Origin of the sequence: Modestobacter sp. VKM Ac-2985 (assembly GCF_026967925.1) — a bacterium.
Lineage (GTDB): Bacteria > Actinomycetota > Actinomycetes > Mycobacteriales > Geodermatophilaceae > Modestobacter.
In genome coordinates this window covers 715,464-732,260 of the sequence record NZ_JAPVBI010000001.1, presented here as the reverse complement: position 1 = coordinate 732,260, position 16,797 = coordinate 715,464, and the positions used below count along the sequence as shown (strand labels likewise).

Here is a 16,797-nt window from a genome sequence, read left to right as displayed (position 1 = left end):
ATCGGGGAGACTGTTGTCGTGACCACCGAGGCCGAGACCGGGACGATCACCATCGAACAGGTGGACGCGGCGGCCACCTACCCGCTGCGCGCCCAGGAGCTGCGCCAGGGCCGGCCGGTGGAGATCGACGAGGACGACGCCCCGTACACGCTGCACCTGGCCGCCCGGGTCGACGGGGACGAGGTGGTCGGCGTGGTCCGCTTCCACCCGCGCGACTGCCCCTGGCGGGAGGGCGAGGGCTCCTGGCAGCTGCGGGGCATGGCCACCGACCCGCGGGTGCGGGGGCTCGGGGCCGGCCGGGCCCTGGTGGCCGAGGGCCTCGCCCGGGTGTCGGCTCTCGGCGGTCAGCTGGTCTGGTGCGATGCCCGGGCGTCCGCCGTCGGCTTCTACGAGCGGCTGGGCTTCGCGATCATCACCGATGAGTACGACCTGCGGCCGGTGGGCGGGCACCGCGGCATGCTGATCGAGCTGCCGATCAGGTGACCGGGTGGGCTCCGCTGGAGCTGACCCCGGGGATCTTGCCGGAGCGGAAGGCGTTCACGAAGAGCCGGTGGTCGGCGCGGGTCCGCTCTGCGTAGGAGTGCGCGAAGGCGATCAGGTCGGCGATGAGCTCTTCCCGCCGGTCGCCGATCATCTCGGTGATCGCCTCCTCGGTCTGGAAGTCGACCAGCTCGTGGTCGCTGTCGGCGTCCCCGACGCAGTGCATCTTGGCCGTGGCCCGCCCCAGCTGGGCGACGACCGGCAGGATCTCCTCGGGCTCGGTCAGGTCGTCCCAGTCCAGGTCCAGCTCGTAGGGCGAGAGCTCGGCGACCACGAAACCCACGCCGTCGATCTCGGTGTGCCCGAGGAAGCTCGAGGCGTAGGACTGCAGCGCCCGCTGGCTCATCGCCGTCCGGTGCCCCTCGTGCTCGAAGTGCCGGCGGATCTCCGGGTCGGTCACCACCCGGCTGGGGGCCGGCACGTTGCCCTGCTTCATCGACAGGACGACGTCGTTCTCCAGCGCCTGGTCGTACCCCTCGATCAGCACGTTGTAGGCCGGCAACCCGGCGCTGCCGATGCCGAAGCCACCGGTGGCGACGACGTCCTTGACGTCGTAGGTGACCTCCCGGCGGCGCTTGCCCGGCGGCAGGGTCTCCCGGTAGCGCTCCACCGCGGCCAGCACGCGGTCGCGCTCGGCGTCGTCCAGCCGGCGGGTGCGCGGGCGGTCGGTGAAGCGGCGCTGGTGCCCCTCGATGACCGTCATCCGCTCCAGCAGCGCGATCCGGGTGTGCTCGGTGGTCTGCAGGACGAGCTCGTGCACCGCGCCCTCGGTGTTCTCCCGGCGGAGGGCGAAGGAGCGGTCGTCGTCGGCGGCGACGAAGGCGTGCACCTGGTCGAGGTAGCACTCCAGATAGCGGCGGAGCACCGCGTCGATCACGTCGTCGCCGAGCGCCTTGCGCCAGGCCAGCAGGGCGAAGCTGGCGGCGAACCGGCGCAGGTCCCAGCTGACGTGACCGAGGTAGGCCTCGTCGAAGTCGTTGACGTCGAAGACGATCCGCCCCTGGCCGTCCATGTAGGTGCCGAAGTTCTCGGCGTGCAGGTCACCCTGGATCCACACGCGCGACGTCCGCTCGTCACACCAGCGGTCCTCCAGCGTCGCCATGTCGGCGTAGAACAGGCACGCCGACCCGCGGTAGAAGGCGAAGGGGTCCGCCGCCATCTTGCGGAACTTGGTCCGGAAGGCGTCGGCATCGGCGGCCATCAGGCCGGAGAAGGCGTCGACGAGGACGTCGACGATCTGCTGCTGCCGATCGCCAGCGTCCTCGCCAGCAGGGGTGATCTCGGTGCGGTCGGCCACGGCCACACCGTAGGGGGTGTCTAGCCTGGAGATCAGCACTCTCGATCGCGCCATGCGGCCGGGGAGCCGGGGAGAGGGGACGGGCCGGGTGACGCGAGCGAGCAGGGCGCGGCGGCTGGCGACCGGTGCCGCCTACGGCGGTGGCGGCCTCGGGCTCGCCGGAGCCGCCCTGGTGACGCTGCTGCGCGAGGAGGCCCGGGCCGCCCGGCGACGGGTCAAGGCGAACCCCTCCGAGGCCGACCCGCCCACCGGCAACGGCGTGTACGGCCGTGGCCGCGGCAAGCCGATCGTGCTCGCGGTGCTCGGCGACTCCAGCGCCGTGGGGCTCGGGGTGGAGAAGGCCGGGGAGACCCCTGGTGTGCTGATCGCCGCAGCGCTGACCGAGCTGGCCGAGCGGCCGGTCCGGCTGGCCAAGTTCGCCCGCTCCGGGGCCGTGTCCAGGGACCTCACCGCACAGGTCGACCAGGCCCTCCTGGAGCGGCCGGACGTCGCCCTGATCATGATCGGCGCCAACGACGTCACCAGCCGGGCCCGGCCCGCGGACTCGGTGCGGGCGCTGGCCGAGGCGGTGCGCCGGCTGATCGCCGCCGACTGCCAGGTCGTCGTCGGCACCTGCCCCGACCTGGGCACCATCCGGCCGATCGCCCAGCCGCTGCGGGTGCTGGCCCGGCGCTGGAGCCGCCAGCTGGCCGCCGCGCAGACGATCGCCGTGGTGGCCGAGGGCGGGCGCACCGTCTCCCTCGGCTCGGTCCTCGGTCCCTCGTTCGCCAGCGACCGAGAGCTGTTCAGCCACGACGAGTTCCACCCGTCGGCGGCCGGGTACGCAGCGGCGGCCGCCTCGCTGCTCCCCTCGATCGCCGACTCGATCGGCGTCTGGCCGGCCGCGGCCGACCGCGGTCTGCGGCTGCGCCGGGACACCGTCCGGCCGATCGCCCAGGCCGCGGCCCGTGCCGCCGGCCGGTCCGGCACCGAGGTGCAGCCGACCGCCGTCCGCGGGAACGAGTCCGGTCCCCGCGGCCCGTGGGCCCGGCTCCGCCGGCGGCGCCCCCCGGACATCTCGACGCCGGAGCGCGCGGACGAGTCCGCCCTCGAGGGTGCCCCGCACTGACCTCCCCGCCACCGCGGGTGGCGGAGCTACCCGGGGGTAGGTTCGGACACATCTGACGTCCGTCGCCGCCCTCGAGGTGGCGCGCCCTCATCGTGGAGGACCAATGCCCGAAGCCGTCATCGTCGCCGTCGCCCGATCCCCCATCGGCCGCGCGTTCAAGGGGTCGCTCAAGGACCTCCGCCCCGACGACCTGGCCGCGACGATCACCCGGGCCGCGCTGGACCAGGTGCCGCAGCTGGACCCGACCGACATCGACGACCTGATGCTGGGCTGTGGCCTGCCCGGCGGTGAGCAGGGCTTCAACATGGGCCGGGTCGTCGCCGTCCTGCTGGGGATGGACCACCTGCCCGGGACGACGATCACCCGGTACTGCTCCTCCTCGCTGCAGACCACCCGGATGGCGCTGCACGCGATCAAGGCCGGCGAGGGCGACGTGTTCATCTCCGCCGGCGTCGAGCTGGTGTCCCGGTTCACCAAGGGCAACTCCGACGCCATCCCGGACACCCACAACCCGCGCTTCGCCGACGCCGAGGCCCGGGTCGCCAAGACCGCCGAGAGCGGCGCGGAGAGCTGGCAGGACCCGCGCGAGGACGGCGAACTGCCCAACGCCTACATCGCCATGGGCCAGACCGCGGAGAACCTCGCGCTGCTCAAGGACGTCTCCCGCCAGGAGATGGACGAGTTCGCCGTGCGCAGCCAGAACCTGGCCGAGCAGGCGATCGCCAGCGGCTTCTGGGAGCGGGAGATCACCCCGGTCACCACGCCCGACGGCACCGTGGTCAGCACGGACGACGGCCCGCGCGCCGGCACCACGCTGGAGGGCCTGGCCGGGCTGAAGCCGGTGTTCCGCCCCGACGGCCGGGTGACCGCGGGCAACGCCTGCCCCCTCAACGACGGCGCGGCCGCCCTGGTGATCATGAGCGACCGCAAGGCGCAGGACCTGGGCATCACCCCGCTGGCCCGGATCGTCTCCACCGGCGTCACCGGGCTGTCGCCGGAGATCATGGGCTACGGCCCGGTCGCGGCCTCGCAGCAGGCGCTGGCCCGGGCGGGCATGTCCATCTCGGACATGGACCTCGTGGAGATCAACGAGGCGTTCGCCGCCCAGGTCATCCCCAGCTACCGCGACCTGGGCATCGACATCGACAAGCTGAACGTGCACGGCGGCGCCATCGCGGTCGGGCACCCGTTCGGCATGACCGGCGCCCGGATCACCGGCACCCTGCTCAACGGGCTGCGCGCCCGGGACGGCCAGTTCGGCCTGGAGACGATGTGCGTCGGCGGCGGGCAGGGCATGGCGATGGTGCTGGAGCGCCTCTCCTGACGTCGCGCCCCGGCGGCCGAGCGGCCGCCGGGGCTGCAGGCGCAGACGACCGTGGCCCGGCCCCCTCGCGGGGACCGGGCCACGGTCGTTGGTGCGTCTGCTGGTCAGCTCACTCGCGGAAGTAGCTGAGCAGCCGCAGGATCTCGATGTACAGCCAGATGACCGTGACGAGCAGGCCGAAGGCGATGTACCAGGCGAACTTCGGCTCGACGCCGCGACGGATCGCCTCGTCGGCCATGTCGAAGTCCAGCAGCAGCGTGAACGCCGCGACGCCGATGACGACGATGCTGAAGATGATGGCCAGCGGGCCACCGTCGCGCAGGCCCAGGCCGCCCGGGATGAAGAAGCTGGCGACCAGGTTGACGATCACGAGCGCCAGGACGCCGAAGAGCGCGCCCACGATCCACCGGGTGAGCTTCGGGGTGACCCGGATGGCACCGGTCTTGTAGACCACCAGCATGCCGGCGAAGACACCGAAGGTGCCGATGAGCGCCTGCGAGACGATGCCGCTGTACTGGTCGTTGAACATCTCGCTGATGGCGCCGAGCGCCACACCGTAGAGCGCGCCGTAGGTCAGCGTCGCGACCGGGTTCGCGATCTGCTTGAACGCGATCACCAGGCCGAGCACGAGCGCGATCAGGACGGCCGGGAGCGTCAGGCCCAGGGCGAGACTGTCCGGCAGCACGGCCCAGGTGACGGCCGCGGAGAGCACCGTCGCGAGGAAGCTGAGGCCGGTCTTGGTGACGACGTCGTCCATCGTCATGTAGGCGCGGTCGGTGGCGGCGTACGGCGACGGCGCGGCGTACGGGTCGTGCTGGGTGGGTGCCCCGCCGTACGTCTGCTGCGGGGCGGAGCCCCAGCCGGCGGACGGGCCGTTACCGGCTGCCGGGAGGCCCCGGAAGGCCGGGTTGCTGCTGGGCATCGTCATCTCCTCGAGGTGACTGGTCGGGCCGTGGGGCTCAGTTCGTCCGCCCCACGCTGTCTGGTGTAACGCCAGCTCATCGCCGGTAGTTCCCGGTGACCGAGGACCACCCGGACGGGTGCCCCCGGTCGGGTTCGAACCGACACCGGGACCCTTTTAAGGGGCCTGCCTCTGCCGATTGGGCTACGGGGGCGCGGGCTCGCGGCCCGCCGGGGACCTTAGCTGGCCCGCGGCCCCGACTGGTCCAGGTCGGCCGGCGCCTGCTCCACGAGGCTGGGCGGCGGGATCGACGGGGCCTGGCCGCCGGTGGCCGCGGCGACGAACTCCCGCCGCGGGTTCTGCAGCTGGCCCAGTGCGATCACCTCGCGCCGGAACACCGAGGCCAGCGCCCAGTCGGCGATCACCCGCACCTTGCGGTTCAGGGTCGGCACCCGGCTGACGTGGTAGGCCCGGTGCATCAGCCAGGCCGGCCGGCCCTTGAGCTTGACCCCGTAGACCTGGGCCACCCCCTTGTGCAGCCCGAGGCTGGCCACCGAGCCGGCGTAGGCGTGCCGGTACTCCACCGGCTGCTCACCGTCCAGCACGGCCACGATGTTGTCGGCCAGTCGCTTGGCCTGGCGCACCGCGTGCTGGGCGTTGGGTGCGGTGGTGGCGCCGGGCTCGTCCTTGGTCAGGTCCGGCACCGCGGCGAGGTCGCCGGCGGCCCACGCGCCGTCCAGCACCGCATCGTGCAGGCCCTCGACCTGCAGCGTGGCCCGGCAGCGGACCCGGCCGCGCTCGTCCAGGGGCAGGTCGGTCCGGGCGAGCATCGGGTGCGGCTTGGTGCCCGCCGTCCACACCAGGGTGTCGCTGGCGAACTCGTCGCCGTCGCCGGTGCGCACGATGCCGTCGTCGGAGACGGAGTCCAGCGTCGTGTTGAGCTTGACCTCCATCCCCCGTGCCTGCAGCTGCTGCACGGTCCAGGCACCCATGTCCGCGTCGACCTCCGGCAGGATCCGGCCGGTCGCCTCGACCAGGACCCAGCGCATGTCCGCCGGGGAGAGCCGGGGGTAGTAGCGCTCGAGGGCGTAGCGGGCCATGTCCTCCAGCTCGGCGAACGCCTCGATCCCGGCGTAGCCCCCGCCGACGAAGGTGAAGGTGAGCGCCCGCCGGCGCACCTGGGGGTCGTCGGTGGAGCTCGCGGCGTCCAGCCGGGCCAGCACGTGGTTGCGCAGGTAGATGGCCTCGCCGACGTTCTTGAAGCCGATGCCGTGCTCGGCGAGACCGGGGATGGGCAGGGTGCGGGCGACCGAGCCGGCGGCCATCACCAGCACGTCGTAGCGCAGCTCGAAGGAGTCGCCCTCGGCCGGCGTCACCGTCGCGGTCCGGTCGGCGTGGCTGAGCCCGGCCACCGCACCGGTGATCACCCGGCACTGCTCCAGCGTGCGCCGCAGCGGGACGACGACGTGCCGGGGCTCCACCGAGCCGGCCGCCGCCTCGGGCAGGAAGGGCTGGTAGGTCATGTGCGGCTGCGGGTCGACCACGATGATCTCCGCCCGACCGCGGCGGAGCTTCTTCTGCAGCCGCAGGGCGGTGTAGAGGCCGACGTAGCCGCCGCCCACGATCAGGATCACCGGTCGCTGCGCCATGACCTCACCGTAGGCCCGCAGGCGCCCCGGCGAACCCCACCCGGCTGCCTCAGTCTGCGGTGGCCAGCTCCTTCGCCCGGCCGAGCACCGCGTCCAGCATCGGTTCGGTGAGCCTGCCGGTGAAGGTGTTCTGCTGGCTGACGTGGTAGCTGCCGAGCAGGGTCAGCGGGCCGTTCGGGCCGGCCAGCGACACCTCCACGCCGTGCCCGAACGCCGGCCGCGGCCGGGGCAGCGGGACCCCGGCACCGGCCAGCACCGGCCACAGCGCGGTCCACCCGAACCCGCCGAGCACCACGACCACCCGCAACCGGGGCAGCAGCGCCAGCTCCCGGGCCAACCAGGGCGAGCAGGTGTCCCGCTCCTCCGGGGTCGGCGCGTTGGCCGGCGGCGCGCACCGCACGGCGGCGCACACCCGGACGTCGGTGAGCTCCAACCCGTCGTCCCTGGTGACCGAGGTCGGCTGGTTGGCCAGCCCTGCCCGCCACAGCGCGGCGAAGATCCAGTCTCCGCTGCGGTCGCCGGTGAAGACCCGCCCGGTGCGGTTCCCGCCGTGCGCGGCCGGGGCCAGGCCGACGACCCCGATCCGCGCGTCGGCGGGCCCCAGCCCGGGCACGGGGCGCCCCCAGTACTCCTCCGCCCGGAAGGAGGCCCGTCTGACCCGGGCCACCTCCTCGCGCCAGGTCACCAGCCGCGGGCAGGCCCGGCAGCCGGAGATGCGTTCGTCCAGCACCGTCAGCTCGCGGCTGCCGGCGGCGGCGCGGACGACCCCGGCCGGGCTGCGGGTGACGGGGAAGCCGTCGGCGTCGCGTGCCACCCGGACAGCACAGCACGCGGCTGCGAAGCGCGCGCCGGCCACCCTCACGGCATGATCGGGGGGTGGCGAAGAAGCAGAAGGTGAAGACCCCGTTGTTGTACAAGCTGCTCGGCCCGGCGATGGCCATCCCGGCCGGGATCGTGGTCAAGAAGCTCGCCGACACGACGTGGGAGAAGGTGCGCGGTTACCCGCCGCCGAAGAACCCGGTGGCCGCCGGGGTGAGCTGGCCCGACGCGCTGGCCTGGGCCGCGATCTCGGGCGCGTTGTACGCCGCCGGCCGGCTGGTCGCCGCCGCCGGTGCCGCCACCGTCTACGAGAAGATCACCGGCAGCCTGCCGCCCGGCATCAACTCCGACAGCGCCGCCTGACGAAGGACCCCCTGCCCCCCACCACTCGCAAGCTCGCGGCGGGGCCCTGCAGGGGGCCGAAACGCCCCTGATGCCGCAGGCGGCATCAGGGGCGTCCGAGGCGGAGGGCGATGCCGTCGAGGATGTCGTGCTCGCTGACGACGACCTCGTCGAGGTCGAAGGCGTCCATGATCACCCGGAGCACGAGCGCGCCGGCGCCGATCACGTCGACCCGGCCCGGGTGCATGACCGGTGAGGCGGCCCGCCGGGCCCGGGTGGCGGTCAGCAGGCCTGCGGTGACCGAGCGGACGGCGCCCACCGGGATCCGTGACCCGTGGATGGCGACCGGGTCGTAGGCGGGCAGGCCCAGCGCCAGGGCCGCCACCGTGGTCACCGAGCCGGCCAGCCCGACCAGCGTCGCGGTCTCCCCGACCGGGACCTCGGCGGCGACCAGCTCCAGGGCGGCCCGCACGTCGGCCTCGGCGGCCTGCACCTCGTCCGGCGGCGGCGGATCGCTGCGCAGGTGCCGCTCGGTGAGCCGGACGCAGCCGACGTCCACCGAGCGGGCGGCCCGCACCCCGCCGGCGTCCCCGAGCACGAACTCCGTCGAACCGCCGCCGATGTCGACGACCAGGTACGGCGGCCGCGGGGCCGCCGAGCCGTGGGCCTGCGCGGCGGCGGCCAGCGAGGCGGTGGCCCCGAGGAAGGAGAGCTCGGCCTCCTCCGTGCCGGTGACCACGTCGGGCAGCTGGCCCAGGGTGGCGCTCACCATCGCCTCGAAGTCCTCGCGGTTGGCGGCGTCCCGGCTGGCGCTGGTGGCCACCATCCGCACCCGTTCGGCGCCCAGCTCCCGGGCCTGGGCGGCGTACTCGGCGAGCACCAGGCGGGTGCGCTCGATCGCCTCGGGCGCCAGCCGGCCGGTCGCGTCCACGCCCTGGCCCAGCCGGACGACCTCCATCCGCCGGAGCAGGTCGGTGTGCGGGCCCTCGACGGGCACGTCGGCGACCAGCAGGCGGATCGAGTTGGTGCCGCAGTCGATCGCGGCGACCCGGGTCATGCCTGCTCCCGGACGTCGGCCGGGTCCTCGGGTGAGGGCTGGGCGCACGGACCGGCCGCCCACCACTCCCCCATCTCCGCGACCGCCCGGTCACCGATCGGGTTCACCCCGGGCCCGGCGGCCAGGGCGTGACCGGCCAGGGCGTGCAGGCACTTGACCCGGTCGGGCATCCCCCCGGCGCTGGCCCGGGTGGGCAGCACGTCACGGGAGTCGCGGGTGACCAGGAACGACTCGTGCGCGGCCTGGTAGCCGACTGCCAGCTCCGGGTCGGTGGCCAGCTCCGCCTGCCAGTCCCGCATCCTCCCGGCCGACTCCAGCCGGCTGGCGGCGGCGGTGGCCCGCGGGCAGGTCAGGTAGTACAGCGTGGGGAACGGGGTGCCGTCCTCCAGTCGGGGCGCGGTCTCGACGACGTCGGGCTGGCCACACGGGCAGCGGTGCGCGACGCCGACGAGGGCGCGCGGCGGCCGTCCCAGCTGACGGGCGATGACGGCGCGCTCGGTGTCGGTGACCGGCGGGGAGACCGGCGCGGGGTCGGGGCTGTGCACGTCCCTAGTCTGCGGGAGGGCCCGGATCGGCCACCGGGGGGTCGCCGTCGGCTGCGGCGAGGGAGCTCAGCAGCCCCTCGTACCAGGGCACGGGCGCGTTCCGCACGGTGCTGCCGGCCGGGGCCTGCGCGGTGTCGCCGGGGTCGCCGGCGTCCCCGACGACGACCAGCCGGTCGCCGGGCAGCACGTAGGTCAGCCGCTCGCGGGCCTGCTGGGCGATGTAGGCCGGGTCGGCCTGGCGGTCCAGCTGGGCCTGCAGGTCGGCGGCGCGCTGGTCGAGCGCCTGCTGCTCGGCGGCCAGCTCGGCCAGCTCCTGCCGGCCGGCCACGTACTGGCGCACCGGCCCGGCCAGCGTCAGCGCGAGCAGCAGCACGAGCCCGCCCAACAGCACCGCCCGGCCGGTGAACCGCGGGCCGCGCCGGGGTGCGGTGCTGCGCGTGGGACGCCGAGTGGTGCGGCGGCCCGGCCGGTTGTCGGCCGCGCCGCGGGCACCGGCCCGCACCGGCCGCGACGAGCTCCGGCGGCGGGTGCCACCGGGCCGGGCGCGGCGGGTGCGGGCGGTGCTCACGTGGTGCCTGGACTCAGCTGCGTGCAGCCAGGCGCGGGAACGCGGCGGCGCCGGCGTAGCGCGCGGCGTCGTCCAGCTCCTCCTCGATCCGCAGCAGCTGGTTGTACTTGGCCACGCGCTCGCTGCGGGCCGGGGCACCGGTCTTGATCTGCCCGCAGTCGGTGGCGACGGCGAGGTCGGCGATCGTGGTGTCCTCGGTCTCGCCGGAGCGGTGGCTCATCATGCAGCGGTAGCCGTTGCGGTGGGCCAGGTTGACCGCGTCCAGGGTCTCGGTGAGCGTGCCGATCTGGTTCACCTTGACCAGCAGCGCGTTCGCCGCACCGCGGGCGATGCCGTCGGCGAGCCGGGTCGGGTTGGTGACGAACAGGTCGTCGCCGACGATCTGCACGCGGTCGCCCAGCTCCCGGGTCATCGACACCCAGCCGTCCCAGTCCTCCTCGTCGAGGGGGTCCTCGATGGAGACGATCGGGTAGGCGTCGACGAGGCCCTTGTAGTAGTCCACGAGGTACTCGGCCGACCGGGTCTGCCCCTCGAAGTCGTAGCCGCCGTCGGTGTGGAACTCGGTGGCGGCGACGTCCAGGGCGAAGGCGATGTCGGTGCCGACGGTGTACCCGGCGGCCTGCACGGCCTCGACGATGAGGTCGAGGGCGTCCCGGTTGCTGGGCAGCGACGGGGCGAAGCCGCCCTCGTCACCCAGGCCGGTGGCCAGGCCGCGCTTCTTCAGGACCGCCTTCAGCGCGTGGTAGGTCTCGGTGCCGACCTGCAGCGCCTCGGCGAAGCTCGCCGCGCCGATCGGGGCGATCATGAACTCCTGGACGTCGACGTTGCTGTCGGCGTGCGCGCCACCGTTGAGGATGTTCATCATCGGGACGGGGAGCAGGTGCGCCGAGGGGCCGCCGACGTAGCGGAACAGCGGCAGGCCCGAGGACTCCGCGGCCGCCTTGGCGACGGCGAGGGAGACGCCGAGGATCGCGTTCGCGCCGAGCCGGGACTTGTCCGGGGTGCCGTCGAGCTCGATCAGCCGCTGGTCGACCAGCCGCTGCTCGGCGGCGTCGTAGCCGACGAGCTCCGGGCCGATGACGTCCAGGACGCCGTCGACGGCCTGGGTCACGCCCTTGCCGCCGTAGCGGGTCCCGCCGTCCCGGAGCTCCACCGCCTCGAAGGCGCCGGTCGAGGCGCCGCTGGGCACGGCGGCCCGGGTGATCGTCCCGTCGTCGAGTGCGACCTCGACCTCCACGGTGGGGTTTCCGCGCGAGTCGAGGATCTCCCGCGCGCCTACTGCATCGATGCTGGCCACGGGCTGCAGCCTAGCCAGCTCCCGGGGTCCTGCGGCACACCCCGCGCCCGGAGCGGTCGGGCCGGGGGTGCGGCGGGCGCCTGGGACGATGGCCGGCGATGACTCCCCCGCCCCCGCTCCGCCGGCACCGGCGCGCCGTCCGGCAACTGCTCCTCGGACTGGTCCCGGTGCTGGTGGTGGGGGTGGTCGTGCTGGTCGCGCTGGCGCTGCGGCTGTCCGACGTGCAGGCCCCGCTGGCCGCCGCCGACCGCGCCGCGACCGCGACGGTCACCGCCGCCGGCACTCCTCCCGAGGGCCGGGGGCTGGACGTGTCCTTCCGCGACGACGCCGGCCGGGAGCGCAGCGGCACCCTGGTGCTCGACGAACCGCTCGACGTGCCGGTCGGCGCCGAGCTGACCGTGCAGCACCCCTCGACCGCCCCCGCGGGCGACCCGGTCCGCGTGTACACCGACGGGGACGCCGCGCACGCCGCGGTCGGGGACGTCGTCTTCGGCCTGGCCGCCGTCGTCCTGGTGCTGGTCACCGTGGCCACGCTGACCCTCGCCCGGCTGGTCAGCCGGCCACGGCTGCGCGCCCGACCTGCCAGCACGGTGACCGGCACCCACGTCGTCGGGAACCAGGGGCTGCTGATGCGCAGCTGGCTGGAGCTGGAGACGCCGGCCGGGCGGCGCTGGCTGCCCACGCACTGGGCCCCGGAGCTGGACCGGCTGCCCCCGGGCAGCCGGGTCGAGGTGCGCGGTGACCCGGCCCGGGGCCGGCTGGTGCTGCCGGTGCTCGACGGCGCCGAGGTGTGGCCGTCGGGGCGGTTGCGCAGCCAGGAGCCGCGCGGTGGCGTGCGGCAGGCGCCCGTCGTCCCCGACGCCGGCGAGGTGGGGCTGGCCCGGCAGGCGCGGGCGGACGGCGTGCTGCCCTTCCTCGCCCCGGTGCTGGGCCTGCTGTGGGCCTACCTGGACAGCAGTGGGCTCGCGGGCTTCGTCGTGGCGACCGCGCTGTCGGCGGCGGTGCTGTTCTGGGTGCCCCAGCTGCTGGGCTCGGACCCACAGGCCACCCGCCAGGGCTAGCAGGAGTCAGGCGGACGGCTGCTCGCGGGACTCCTCGTCGAGCCGGGCCCGCTCGGCCAGCTCGGCCTCGCTGGGGCCGGTGAAGGCCCGGGAGCGTTCCCGCGCCTCCTGGCTCCCGGTGAACAGCCCGGACTGCGCCCCGGCCGGCCGGCTGCCGCCGTCGACCGCGGCCGGCCGCCGGGTCGGTGCGGTGTCCGGGCCGGCGACGCCCTCGTTGCGCACCTTCGGCAGCGCGGTGGGGTGCTCGCGCTGCAGCCACACGACCAGTCCCTCCCGCACGTGGCAGCGCAGGTCGAACAGGGTCGGGCCGTCCTTGGCGCTGACCAGCACCCGGACCCGCACCACGGCCCCGACGGCGTCGGTCACCTGGAGCACCACGACCCGCTCGTCCCACAGCTCGTTGCCCACCACGAGCCGGTCGAGCTCGGCGCGCATCTCCTCCAGGGGCACCGTCCAGTCGACGTCCAGCTCGACCGACCCGAGGACGGCGGACTCCTTGCGGGTCCAGTTCTGGAAGGGCGTCGTCGTGAAGTGGGTGGAGGGCAGCACCAGCCGCCGGTCGTCCCAGACGTGCACCACGACGTAGGTGAGCGTGATCTCCTCGATCCGGCCCCACTCGTCCTCGACCACCACGACGTCGTCGACCCGGATCGCGTCGGTGAACGCCAGCTGCATCCCGGCGAACACGTTGGCCAGCGAGGTCTGGGCGGCCAGCCCAGCCACCACCGACAGCACCCCGGCGCTGGCCAGGATGCTGGTGCCGGCCGCGCGGGCCGCCGGGAAGGTCAGCAGCATCCCGGCGATCGCCAGCACCGCGATCACCGCCACGGTCAGCCGGCGGATCAGCGTGACCTGGGTGCGCACCCGCCGGGCGTGCCGGTTGTCGTCGACGTCGACGTCGTAGCGGGCCAGCGCCAGGTCCTCGACGACGAATGCGGCGACCGCGATCAGCCAGGCCACCACGGCGATGAGCGCCAGCCCGAGGACCCGGACGACGACGTCCCGCCAGTCGCCCACGCCGGGCGCGGCGTCCAGCACCAGCGTGACCGCGAGCAGCACGAGGAGCACCCGCAGCGGCCGGCGCCCCCGCCGGGACAGGTCGGCCGCCACCGGCGAGGACCCGGCGAGCCGGCGCACCAGCGTCCCGATCGCGACGGCGACCAGCCAGGCCACCAGCGCGGCCCCGGCGACCACCAGCAGCAGCAGCCAGGTGCTCCGGGGCAGCACGCCGGAGACGACGCCGTCGGCGGCGAGGCCGTCGGCGGCGAGCGGGGACGGGGTGGTCGGGAACGCGGTCAGCGGCACGCGGCGGGAGCTCCTTCCTCGGCGGGGCGGACGGCCGGCCACCTCCGCGGCCGGTCGCCGTCCACGCTAGGGGCCGGGCCGGGCACCCGCGTCGTCCGGTGACCCGGACGGGGCAGGTCAGCCGCGCGCGTGGGCGGCCGCGTCGAGCTCGTCGGCGTAGCGGCGGACGGCGGTGCGCAGCGCGTCCTCGGCGTCCCACCCGCGCTGCCGGGCGGCGACGACCAGCCCGAGCAGCTGCTCCCCGAGCTCGGCGGGGTCCGCGGCGGTCAGCTCGGCGGCCGGCGGGGTGGGCAGCCCGGCCCGCGCGGCCCGCCCGGCCAGCGCGGCCCCCCACGAGCTGGCCGGCTGCGAGCGCGACACCCCCTCGGTCGGCGAGCGACGCTGCTTCTCGGTCTTCTTGATCTCGTCCCAGCCGCGCTCGACCGCGGCGACGTCCCGGGGGCCGGCGTCGGCGAAGACGTGCGGGTGCCGGCGGACGAGCTTGTCGACCAGGTCACCGGCCACGTCGTCGACGTCGAACCGCCGGTCCGGCTCCGCCTCGGCGGCGACCCGGGCGTGGAAGGCGACCTGGAGGAGCACGTCACCGAGCTCCTCGCGCATCGCGACCGGGTCGTCGTCGACGATCGCGTCGTAGGCCTCGTGCGCCTCCTCCAGCAGGTAGCCGCGGAGCGAGGCGTGCGTCTGCTCGGCGTCCCAGGGGCAGCCGCCGGGCGAGCGCAGCCGGTCCATCACGCCCACCACGTCCAGCAGGCGGGCGCCGGGCGGCTCCGGCGCGCCCGCCACCCGCGGGACGCCCTCCCAGCCGGCGGCCTCCTCCGGGGTGGCCAGCAGGACGGCGCCGGGGCCGGCCGCAGCCGCCGCGGCCGGGTCGGGGACGTCGGTGACCGCGATCCCCTCGGCCCGCAACGCCGCGGCCGCGGCTGCGGCGCCGGGGAGGGCGAGCACCGCCGGGGCCGCGCTGATCGCTCGCCAGCCGGCGGGGGCGAGCAGTCCGGGCAGGCGGGGGCTGACGGTGACGAGGAGCGCGACAGGCACCCGGTCAGTCTCCGGCAACCCCGGCGGCGTCCTCGCGGGCGTCCTCCAGCAGCTGCACCACACCGCCGTCGGCGGGGACGACCTGGCCCTCCTCCAGCACGCCGAAGCGCGGGTTGACCACCAGGTCGAGGTCCTCTCGCAGCTCGGTCACCAGCTCGATGCCCGCCTCGGCCGCAGCGACCTGGGCCAGCTGCGGGCGCAGCTCCTCGAACGTCGGGACGGCGACGTCGCGGACGAAGCCGACCACCACCCCACCGGCCTCCGGCAGCGGCAGGGTGAACCCCTGCCCGGCGGGCGTGTCCGCGATCGGCCCGGCCAGCACCTCCGGCAGGTCGGCCGGTGCGCGGGGCTCGATCTGCGGCAGCGTGTTGGGTCCGGCGTACTGGGCGGCCAGGGCCGGGTAGCCGGCCGGGTCGGCGGTCAACTGGGCCAGCACGGCGTCGGCGGTCGCCTGGTCGGGCACGGTCACCAGGCCGAGCTCGACCTGCGCGAGCCCCGCCCGCACCTCCTCGTAGCGCTCGCGCAGCGCCGCCTCGGAGAGCTCGGCGAGCCCGGCGGCGACCGCGGCGCGCTCGCGGATCATCTGCTGGCGGACGTTCTGCACCACGTCGACCTCGGTGACGCCCTGCTGCTGCGCCACCTGCGCGAAGACCACCTCCGGGTCGGCGCCACCCAGCAGCTCGGTGATCCGCTCGCGCACGTCGGCGTCGGGCACCTCGACGTCCCAGCGCTGGGCGACCTCCTCGTGGAGCTCCGCGCCCACCTGCAGGGACAGCACCTGCCGGGTGTAGCCGACCTCGTTCCCGGCGGCGTAGGCGGCGATGGCCGGGTCGGCGAGCCGGGCGTCGACGGCCTCGTCCAGCTCGGCGACGGTCACCTGTTCCTCGCCGACGTAGGCGGCGACGTCCGGGTCGGTGCGGCACCCGGCCAGGCTCCCCACCCCAGCGGCACCGACGAGCAGGACGGCGAGGACTCTGCGGCGCAGCACGCGGGCGAGCGTGCCACACGGGTGTGATCCCTGTCGCACCTCCACGCCCTGGCCGGCCCGCCCGGTGCTCCTCCTCCGCCGGCGACGGGCGGGGCCTCGGTCAGTGCACCGCGCTGGTGGCGGTGGCCGTCCGTCGCCGGGGACTGCGCTGCCGGAGACGGTGCCGCAGCAGCCGGGCGAGCAGGTGGGCGCCGGTGTCCCGGGGGCTGACGTAGCAGCGGGGCACGGTGAACCGGTCTCCCGGGTCGTAGTCCCCGGTCACGCAGGCGTTGTCGTACCCGGCCGCCCGGACCGCCCGGCTGGCCGCTGCGTCGAAGTTGCCGTACGGGTAGCAGAAGCTGGGGACCGGCGCCTGCAGGACCTCCTCGAGGACCGCCCGGCTGTCGCGGACCTCGGCCGTGAGGGTGTCCGCGTCGAGGCCGGCCAGCCGGACGTGGGAGAGGGTGTGGCTGCCCACCTCCTGGCCTGCCGCGGCGACCCGCCGCACCTGGTCGGCGTCCATGATGTCCCAGCGGGGCTCGGTGCCCCATGCCTTGGGGGCACCCAGACCGCCGGCCACGACGTACACCGTCCCGGTCATCCCGTGCCGTGCCAGCACCGGCAGCGCCTGCTCGACGAAGTCGGTGTAGCCGTCGTCGAACGTGAGCCCGACCAGGCCGCGGGCGGTGCCCTGCTCCTGGGCGGTCAGCAGCGCGGACAGCGACACGCCCCGCAGACCGAGCCGGCGCAGCAGGCGCAGGTGCTGGTCGAGCCGGTCGGGGTGGACCCGCAGGCCGTGCGGGTCCGGGGACCGCGTGGCACTGATCGAGTGGTACATCAGCACGGCGGGCGTGTCGAGCCGCGCCGGGAGGCGCTCCGGCGTGCGGTGGTCGAAGGGGGCGCTCACCCGTCGATCGTCTCCCGGCCGGAGCGCCCCGACGGTGGCCGAGCCCCGCCGGTCACACCATCAGGTGAGCCCGGC

The 16,797-nt window shown here is 75.0% G+C and carries 17 protein-coding genes and 1 tRNA gene; 5 read left to right on the top strand and 13 right to left on the bottom strand.

The genetic code is table 11. From position 1 onward, the window contains the following. The first annotated feature begins 18 nt into the window (after nucleotides 1–18). On the top strand, nucleotides 19–483 hold the full coding sequence (locus O2V61_RS03340; RefSeq protein WP_269181913.1) for a GNAT family N-acetyltransferase: 465 nt from the start codon (nucleotides 19–21) through the stop codon (nucleotides 481–483). Here O2V61_RS03340 and O2V61_RS03335 read toward each other — a convergent pair. Next, nucleotides 476–1,837, bottom strand: coding sequence for a DUF2252 domain-containing protein (locus tag O2V61_RS03335; RefSeq protein ID WP_269181912.1), 1,362 nt, complete (start codon nucleotides 1,835–1,837; stop codon nucleotides 476–478). The two genes, O2V61_RS03340 and O2V61_RS03335, sit on opposite strands and share 8 nt — an antisense overlap. A gap of 88 nt (nucleotides 1,838–1,925) precedes the next feature. Here O2V61_RS03335 and O2V61_RS03330 point away from each other — a divergent pair, with 88 nt between their 5' ends. Together O2V61_RS03330 and O2V61_RS03325 are read left to right on the top strand one after the other, a co-directional pair. Further along, nucleotides 1,926–2,945, top strand: a complete 1,020-nt coding sequence (locus tag O2V61_RS03330) for an SGNH/GDSL hydrolase family protein (RefSeq protein ID WP_269181911.1) — start codon at nucleotides 1,926–1,928, stop codon at nucleotides 2,943–2,945. Between the two features lie 103 nt (nucleotides 2,946–3,048). After that, nucleotides 3,049–4,269, top strand: a complete 1,221-nt coding sequence (locus O2V61_RS03325; protein WP_269181910.1) for an acetyl-CoA C-acetyltransferase — start codon at nucleotides 3,049–3,051, stop codon at nucleotides 4,267–4,269. Between the two features lie 109 nt (nucleotides 4,270–4,378). Here the strand turns inward: O2V61_RS03325 and O2V61_RS03320 are convergent, their stop codons facing one another. The 4 genes from O2V61_RS03320 to O2V61_RS03305 all read right to left on the bottom strand — a co-directional run bounded on the left by O2V61_RS03320 (nucleotide 4,379) and on the right by O2V61_RS03305 (nucleotide 7,633). Continuing rightward, nucleotides 4,379–5,191 (bottom strand): Bax inhibitor-1/YccA family protein, encoded by an 813-nt coding sequence (locus O2V61_RS03320; protein ID WP_269181909.1) that lies wholly within the window; start codon nucleotides 5,189–5,191, stop codon nucleotides 4,379–4,381. 119 nt (nucleotides 5,192–5,310) lie between these two features. Beyond that, nucleotides 5,311–5,384: transfer RNA gene (locus O2V61_RS03315), tRNA-Leu, on the bottom strand. 25 nt (nucleotides 5,385–5,409) lie between these two features. Beyond that, the gene (locus tag O2V61_RS03310; RefSeq protein ID WP_269181908.1) at nucleotides 5,410–6,819 is read right to left on the bottom strand and encodes an NAD(P)/FAD-dependent oxidoreductase; all 1,410 of its coding nucleotides are present in this window, start codon (nucleotides 6,817–6,819) and stop codon (nucleotides 5,410–5,412) included. Between the two features lie 49 nt (nucleotides 6,820–6,868). Further along, nucleotides 6,869–7,633 carry a uracil-DNA glycosylase gene (locus O2V61_RS03305; protein ID WP_269181907.1) on the bottom strand — a complete coding sequence of 255 codons (765 nt, stop codon included), beginning with the start codon at nucleotides 7,631–7,633 and terminating at the stop codon, nucleotides 6,869–6,871. Between the two features lie 62 nt (nucleotides 7,634–7,695). Here O2V61_RS03305 and O2V61_RS03300 point away from each other — a divergent pair, with 62 nt between their 5' ends. Further along, nucleotides 7,696–8,001, top strand: a complete 306-nt coding sequence (locus O2V61_RS03300) for a DUF4235 domain-containing protein (protein ID WP_269161607.1) — start codon at nucleotides 7,696–7,698, stop codon at nucleotides 7,999–8,001. Nucleotides 8,002–8,086: 85 nt separating this feature from the next. Here the strand turns inward: O2V61_RS03300 and O2V61_RS03295 are convergent, their stop codons facing one another. From O2V61_RS03295 to eno, 4 genes are read right to left on the bottom strand one after another with little or no spacing between them, the layout of a single operon-like run. Beyond that, nucleotides 8,087–9,037: a Ppx/GppA phosphatase family protein gene (locus O2V61_RS03295; RefSeq protein ID WP_269181906.1), complete on the bottom strand. Its 951-nt coding sequence runs from the start codon at nucleotides 9,035–9,037 to the stop codon at nucleotides 8,087–8,089. Next, on the bottom strand, nucleotides 9,034–9,582 hold the full coding sequence (locus O2V61_RS03290; RefSeq protein WP_269181905.1) for a DUF501 domain-containing protein: 549 nt from the start codon (nucleotides 9,580–9,582) through the stop codon (nucleotides 9,034–9,036). Before O2V61_RS03290 ends, O2V61_RS03295 begins: the two co-directional genes overlap by 4 nt. Nucleotides 9,583–9,586: 4 nt before the next feature. Further along, the gene (locus O2V61_RS03285; protein ID WP_269181904.1) at nucleotides 9,587–10,150 is read right to left on the bottom strand and encodes an FtsB family cell division protein; all 564 of its coding nucleotides are present in this window, start codon (nucleotides 10,148–10,150) and stop codon (nucleotides 9,587–9,589) included. A gap of 13 nt (nucleotides 10,151–10,163) precedes the next feature. Next, entirely contained in the window at nucleotides 10,164–11,447 is a 1,284-nt protein-coding gene (eno, locus tag O2V61_RS03280; protein WP_269181903.1) for a phosphopyruvate hydratase, read from the bottom strand. Nucleotides 11,448–11,545: 98 nt separating this feature from the next. On the opposite strand from eno, the gene O2V61_RS03275 reads away from it, so the two are divergent. Then, complete coding sequence (locus O2V61_RS03275; protein WP_269181902.1) at nucleotides 11,546–12,508, top strand: hypothetical protein; 963 nt, start codon at nucleotides 11,546–11,548, stop codon at nucleotides 12,506–12,508. A gap of 6 nt (nucleotides 12,509–12,514) precedes the next feature. On the opposite strand, the gene O2V61_RS03270 is transcribed toward O2V61_RS03275, so the two are convergent. From O2V61_RS03270 to O2V61_RS03255, 4 genes are all read right to left on the bottom strand, one after another. Further along, nucleotides 12,515–13,813, bottom strand: a complete 1,299-nt coding sequence (locus tag O2V61_RS03270) for a mechanosensitive ion channel family protein (RefSeq protein WP_269181901.1) — start codon at nucleotides 13,811–13,813, stop codon at nucleotides 12,515–12,517. Nucleotides 13,814–13,930: 117 nt separating this feature from the next. After that, entirely contained in the window at nucleotides 13,931–14,848 is a 918-nt protein-coding gene (locus O2V61_RS03265; protein WP_269181900.1) for a MazG family protein, read from the bottom strand. A 4-nt stretch (nucleotides 14,849–14,852) separates the two neighbouring features. Next, nucleotides 14,853–15,836: a peptidylprolyl isomerase gene (locus O2V61_RS03260; RefSeq protein WP_269181899.1), complete on the bottom strand. Its 984-nt coding sequence runs from the start codon at nucleotides 15,834–15,836 to the stop codon at nucleotides 14,853–14,855. 100 nt (nucleotides 15,837–15,936) lie between these two features. Beyond that, complete coding sequence (locus O2V61_RS03255) at nucleotides 15,937–16,722, bottom strand: polysaccharide deacetylase family protein (RefSeq protein WP_269181898.1); 786 nt, start codon at nucleotides 16,720–16,722, stop codon at nucleotides 15,937–15,939. Nucleotides 16,723–16,797 lie beyond the last annotated feature (75 nt).

Coding starts and splice junctions, on each gene's coding strand:
- O2V61_RS03275 (WP_269181902.1), top strand. CDS start 11,546: ATGACTCCCCCGCCCCCGCTCCGCCGGCACCGGCGCGCCGTCCGGCAA.
- O2V61_RS03310 (WP_269181908.1), bottom strand. CDS start 6,819: ATGGCGCAGCGACCGGTGATCCTGATCGTGGGCGGCGGCTACGTCGGC.
- O2V61_RS03325 (WP_269181910.1), top strand. CDS start 3,049: ATGCCCGAAGCCGTCATCGTCGCCGTCGCCCGATCCCCCATCGGCCGC.
- O2V61_RS03320 (WP_269181909.1), bottom strand. CDS start 5,191: ATGCCCAGCAGCAACCCGGCCTTCCGGGGCCTCCCGGCAGCCGGTAAC.
- O2V61_RS03295 (WP_269181906.1), bottom strand. CDS start 9,037: ATGACCCGGGTCGCCGCGATCGACTGCGGCACCAACTCGATCCGCCTG.